Below are 5,188 nucleotides of genomic sequence, written 5' to 3' on the forward strand. Positions count from 1 at the left end.
AACCCTGTAACAGCCAGCAGGGTTAAAAACGGCGCAACCAAAAGTCCGGCATAAAAATGCCATCGCCAAACAGTCAAATAACGGCGGTTAGCCTGTTGTTCATTTTGGGAAGTTGGTTTTGTTTCCATATATTCTCTTTATATAGTCAAAGCAGACTAATTATTACGAATTAGTATCAGGCATTTTAATCAAAAACATTCATTTAAGAAACCGTTTTTCCGATGCAGCTTTGAAATACTTCAATATTTAGTTTTCAGGCCGTCTGAAAAACAAAATAGACAGAAAACAACACTTTACTGAAAATCCGTTTTAATTATTGCGGTTTCGGCAGAATTTGGTAGAATACAGGCATTACTTATTTATTCATCAAGCCGCCAAGCTTTGGCGGCTTGTATTTTTATTTCCAATCCGGCTACCGCGCGTGGCCGGATAAAATTTTAAAAGCATCATCATGCTTTCATGGAGAACTCAATGCAAAAAATCCCTTTGACCGTCCGTGGTGCAGAATTGTTGAAACAAGAACTTCAACACCTCAAAAGCGTAGCACGCCCAGAAGTCATTGAAGCCATCGCCGAAGCACGTTCACACGGCGACTTGTCTGAAAACGCAGAATACGAAGCCGCCAAAGAGCGTCAAGGCTTTATCGAAGGCCGCATTGCCGAGTTGGAACACAAACTCTCTATGGCGCACATCATCAACCCTGCCGAAATCCATGCAGAAGGCAAAATTGTGTTCGGCACAACTGTGACACTGGAAGATTTGGAAACCGAAGAACAAGTTACCTACCAAATCGTCGGTGAAGATGAAGCAGACATCAAAGAACACAAAATCTACGTTGGCTCCCCCATTGCCCGAGCCCTGATCGGCAAAGAAGAAGGCGACGTTGCAGAAGTTCAAGCACCCGGCGGCGTGCGTGAATATGACATCATTGCCGTGCAATATATTTAAATAAACAAAAGGCCGTCTGAAAACATTTTCAGACGGCCTTTTGCTGTACCTAAAAACACCATAATCAAAGAAAATAAAATCTTCACAGGAGAAGCATAATGAATCTACTATACAAAATTATCCAAACCGCTGCCGCCATGTGGCTTGGTATGCAGCTGACAGCAGGCTATGTTACTGCCCCTATCCTATTCCGCATCCTGCCCAAAATGCTGGCAGGAGAAATTGCCGGCATTTTATTTGCTATTACAGCACTTTGTGGCTTAGTTATTTTTGGCGCAGCCTATGCCTTTTTCAGACGGCAGCTGGCCTTACTTTCTTGGTGGATATTGGTACTTTGGCTACTCTTAGCCTGTAATCATCTTTTGGTTACGCCGGTTATCGAGGCACACAAGTACGGACTAGATAACTGGTTACTGTCCCTAGTAGGTGGAACATTCGGCGTTTGGCACGGCTTATCCAGTATCATCTTTTTGATTTGTACAATACTCGCCGCTGTTTGCGTATGGAAATGGCCCAAGTCAAACTAATCTGTCTTAATAAAAGGCCGTCTGAAAATAAGTCTTTCAGACGGCCTTTTATTTTGAATCATGAATTCCCCGACTCTTCAAATATAAACCATAAAAAAATGCCCTGCAATATGCAGGGCATTTTTCAAAAACCGATTAAGGTTTAGCGTAACCGTGAACGCCATTGTAAGGAGCTGGGATCCAACCTTCATCAGTAGCAGGCAATTCGCCTTGACCTTCGATAGTTTGACCTGGAGCAACTTGACGAGTAACCACGCTGCGGATTTTAACATCAACGCGGCGGTCAGGCTCGATACAAGCGATAAGAGCAGCACGTTTCTTAGCTTTAGAAACTTTTTTGCCCAGTTTAGCAACTTCAGCTTCACAAGTAGCAGTCATTTGAGCTTGAGATTCGCCCAGACCTACTGCAGAGATTTTGCTAGAAGCAACGCCACGACCTACCAAGTAGTTAGCAACTACGTTGGCACGACGCTCAGACAGAGCTTGGTTGTATTGCTCAGAACCCATGAAGTCAGTGTGACCTTCAACACGTACAGTTTGTACGCTTTCGTTGCTCAGGCGTTGAGCCAAAGCGTTCAGGTTCTCTTGAGCTTCAGGACGCAGGTTGTCTTTGTCGAAGCCGAACAGAGTTTTAGAAGACAGGGAAACAGTTTCATCAACATACTCAGGAGCTTGTTGTACAGGAGCAACTGCTTCGCGGTCACCACATTCAACACGGCCTTCGGTAGCTTTGTCGAAGTAGCTGTTTTTCCAGCATTCGCCGTAGTTGTTACGGACGATTTCTTGAGATTGGCTGCTTACGGTGTAACCGTGTTTGGTGTGCGCTTCGCTGGCCATAGCGGTGCCAGAGGCAACCAAGGCAACGAACAATGCGCTTAATTTCAGCTGTTTGGTCATTTTATTCCCTCATCAAATTGTTATGCGGCGGACTAGGAAAGCAACCGCTGCAAAGTACCAATATACAGGCCGCAGTATCAAAACAGCGGCAAATCGGATATATCAGGTTGCACTATAAAGAAGCGCAAGGCAAACTGTCAATACTCGATGCCTTCAAACAATCATGAAGTGCCTGCTTCCTAGTAGTTAATCATGCCGAAAAATCAATCTTGTGTCATTAATTTAGGGCAAAATCAGACAATTCACCTACCTAAAGTTGTACAAAAACAACAAAACCCCTTTCCCTCTTCTTTCCTGAATTTCCTGTTTTCATATCATTAAAAGATATTTTCATTAAAAACAACCATTTTCAAAACTCGGGGCAAAACTGGGCAAAATATGTTAAATTACATGCCGTTTGTCGCACAAAATCCACAATAACAACGTATTCGGTACTACTACCATGAAACTGCAACAATTACGTTACGCCCTTGAAGTTTACCGGCACAATCTGAATGTCTCCGAGGCTGCCGATGCGCTTTTTACATCCCAGCCCGGCATTTCCAAACAAATCCGCCTGCTTGAAGAAGAATTGGGTATCCAAATTTTTATCCGCAGCGGCAAACGTGTGGTTTCCGTTTCGCAACCGGGCAAAGCCGTATTAGAGATTTCGGAACGGATTTTGCGTGATGTACAAAACATTAAAAATATCGGCAGCGAGTTTACCGATCACGACAGCGGCTCGCTAACCATCGCGACAACGCATACCCAGGCGCGCTATGCTTTGCCCAAAATCGTTGCGGAATTTGTCAAAAACTACCCTAAAGTCAATTTGACCATCAAACAAGGCAGCCCTTCTGCCATTGCCCAAATGGTCAGCAGCGGAGAAGCAGATTTGGCAATTATTACCGAACGCATTGACGATCACCCCGAGTTGGGCAAACTACCCTGCTACGAATGGAACCATGCCGTGATTGTTCCGCACGATCACCCTCTTTTGGACTGCCGCAATCCTTTAAGCCTTGAAGATTTAGCTTCTTTTCCGCTAGTTACTTACGAATTTGCTTTTAATTCCGGCAGCAGCATTGCGCGTACATTTAATAAAGCGCATATTGAGCAACCTGATGTTGCCTTATCGGCTGCCGATACAGATGTATTGAAGACGTATGTCCGCTTAGGCTTGGGCGTTGGTTTAATGGCGAAAATGGCGTACGATCCTGCGGTCGATCAAGATTTACAGCTGATTGATGCGGCACACTTATTTGAACCATCACCCACTTGGATAGCCTTACGCACCGATACCTACCTGCGCGGTTACGCGTATGACTTTATCCAGATGTTTGCACCGAAACTGACCAGAGAAGTAGTCGACCGCATTCTGTACACGCCGGTTGTTGAAGATTTTTCAATTTAATATCTGACTATAACTTGCGTAACTTAACAATTATTCTTTAATTCTTGTTAAAAAGGCCGTCTGAAATATTTCAGACGGCCTAAGATTCAGATAGCGTGCGAACAACCAGAAACCATTTTCTTCAAGGTTGTCGCATCTAAGATTTTGATGTGCTTGTGTTCAACAGAAATCAAGCCTTCATGATGGAATTTAGACAAGGTGCGGCTGACTGTTTCCAGTTTCAGCCCCAAATAGCTGCCGATTTCCTCACGCGACATCCGCAAGATAAAATCATTGGCGGCAAAACCTCGTGAATAGAGACGCTGAGACAGATTGAGTAAGAATGCTGCCAATCGCTCTTCAGCGCGCATATTGCCCAAAAGCAGCATAACGCCCTGATCTCGGACAATTTCGCGGCTCATCAAGCGGAAAAAGTGAGAACGGAGGCTGGGAATATCCTGACCAAGTTCTTCAATATGTGTAAACGGAAGCTCGCATACCTCGCTGTCTTCCAAAGCCACAGCATCACAGCTGTGAATATGGGAACAAATCCCATCCATACCGATCAGCTCGCCCGACATAAAAAAGCCGGTTACCTGATCTCGTCCATCTTGGCTGGCAACTGTTGTCTTAAAGAAGCCCGCACGGATGGCAAATAAAGAGGTAAACGGCTCGCCGGCACGGAACAGGTATTCACCTTTTTTCAGACGGCGGCTTTGACGGATAACCGCGTCTAATTGTGAAAATTCGTTAGGCATCAGTCCGACAGGCAAACACAGCTCGCGTAAAGAACATGTGGAACACAAGGTTTTCATTTGATGTGTTGCATTGTGTGTGGCCATAACGCACCTTTAATTTGCTTAGTTCTCTCAATCCCTGATGAAGCCGAATAACTATTGACCCATGTCAAAGTTGGCATATCATTATGAGGCATTCTACCAAACTATCGAAATTTTGACTAAAATTTTCCCTAATTTCCTTACTTCATACTACAAGCCCCGACCATGAAAATCATCCCTATCTCAAATAACACTAACACAAACAATGAATTACCGGAATTCGACCGCGAATTGATTGCCAGTTTGCCATCAAGCGGTCCACGTTATACATCCTATCCGACCGCCGACCGCTTCCATGAAGGCTTTAAAGAAGCCGAATATATCCAAGCTTTAAACCTGCGTAACATGGGCGCGCTCAACAAACCCCTTTCACTCTACATCCACATCCCCTTCTGCAATACCATCTGCTACTACTGCGGCTGCAACAAAATCATTACCAAAGACAAAAGCCGTGCCGATGCCTATATCCAGTATCTGGAAAAAGAAATGGAGTTGCTGGCACCGCATTTAGGCGGACGACACCAGCTTGCGCAACTCCACTTCGGCGGCGGCACGCCGACATTCCTAAGCGACGACCAACTCGAACGCGTCTTCGAAATGATCCG

General features: G+C 44.9%; 5 protein-coding genes and 1 pseudogene. 4 read left to right on the forward strand and 2 right to left on the reverse strand.

Translation table 11 applies throughout. From position 1 onward, the window contains the following. The first annotated feature begins 471 nt into the window (after positions 1 to 471). Both greA and ACTHS3_RS06850 read left to right on the forward strand, forming a co-directional pair. Complete coding sequence (gene greA, locus ACTHS3_RS06845; RefSeq protein ID WP_039862094.1) at positions 472 to 948, forward strand: transcription elongation factor GreA; 477 nt, start codon at positions 472 to 474, stop codon at positions 946 to 948. A gap of 98 nt (positions 949 to 1,046) precedes the next feature. Beyond that, the gene (locus tag ACTHS3_RS06850) at positions 1,047 to 1,475 is read left to right on the forward strand and encodes a DUF4149 domain-containing protein (protein ID WP_004519635.1); all 429 of its coding nucleotides are present in this window, start codon (positions 1,047 to 1,049) and stop codon (positions 1,473 to 1,475) included. Positions 1,476 to 1,610: 135 nt separating this feature from the next. Here ACTHS3_RS06850 and ACTHS3_RS06855 read toward each other — a convergent pair whose 3' ends face one another. After that, positions 1,611 to 2,372 (reverse strand): OmpA family protein, encoded by a 762-nt coding sequence (locus tag ACTHS3_RS06855; RefSeq protein ID WP_070587458.1) that lies wholly within the window; start codon positions 2,370 to 2,372, stop codon positions 1,611 to 1,613. Positions 2,373 to 2,814: 442 nt separating this feature from the next. Here ACTHS3_RS06855 and ACTHS3_RS06860 point away from each other — a divergent pair, with 442 nt between their 5' ends. Next, positions 2,815 to 3,765, forward strand: a complete 951-nt coding sequence (locus ACTHS3_RS06860; protein WP_049344882.1) for a CysB family HTH-type transcriptional regulator — start codon at positions 2,815 to 2,817, stop codon at positions 3,763 to 3,765. Positions 3,766 to 3,851: 86 nt separating this feature from the next. On the opposite strand, the gene fnr is transcribed toward ACTHS3_RS06860, so the two are convergent. Next, on the reverse strand, positions 3,852 to 4,586 hold the full coding sequence (gene fnr / locus ACTHS3_RS06865; protein WP_039862092.1) for a fumarate/nitrate reduction transcriptional regulator Fnr: 735 nt from the start codon (positions 4,584 to 4,586) through the stop codon (positions 3,852 to 3,854). A 162-nt stretch (positions 4,587 to 4,748) separates the two neighbouring features. Here fnr and ACTHS3_RS06870 point away from each other — a divergent pair. Continuing rightward, a pseudogene (locus ACTHS3_RS06870) lies at positions 4,749 to 5,188 on the forward strand (oxygen-independent coproporphyrinogen III oxidase); the annotation flags it as partial.

The organism is Neisseria sp. P0009.S007 (genome assembly GCF_051962515.1).

Bases quoted from the DNA above. Each gene is read 5' to 3' on its own strand.
- ACTHS3_RS06860 (WP_049344882.1), top strand. From the start codon at position 2,815: ATGAAACTGCAACAATTACGTTACGCCCTTGAAGTTTACCGGCACAAT.
- fnr (WP_039862092.1), bottom strand. From the start codon at position 4,586: ATGGCCACACACAATGCAACACATCAAATGAAAACCTTGTGTTCCACA.
- ACTHS3_RS06850 (WP_004519635.1), top strand. From the start codon at position 1,047: ATGAATCTACTATACAAAATTATCCAAACCGCTGCCGCCATGTGGCTT.
- greA (WP_039862094.1), top strand. From the start codon at position 472: ATGCAAAAAATCCCTTTGACCGTCCGTGGTGCAGAATTGTTGAAACAA.
- ACTHS3_RS06855 (WP_070587458.1), bottom strand. From the start codon at position 2,372: ATGACCAAACAGCTGAAATTAAGCGCATTGTTCGTTGCCTTGGTTGCC.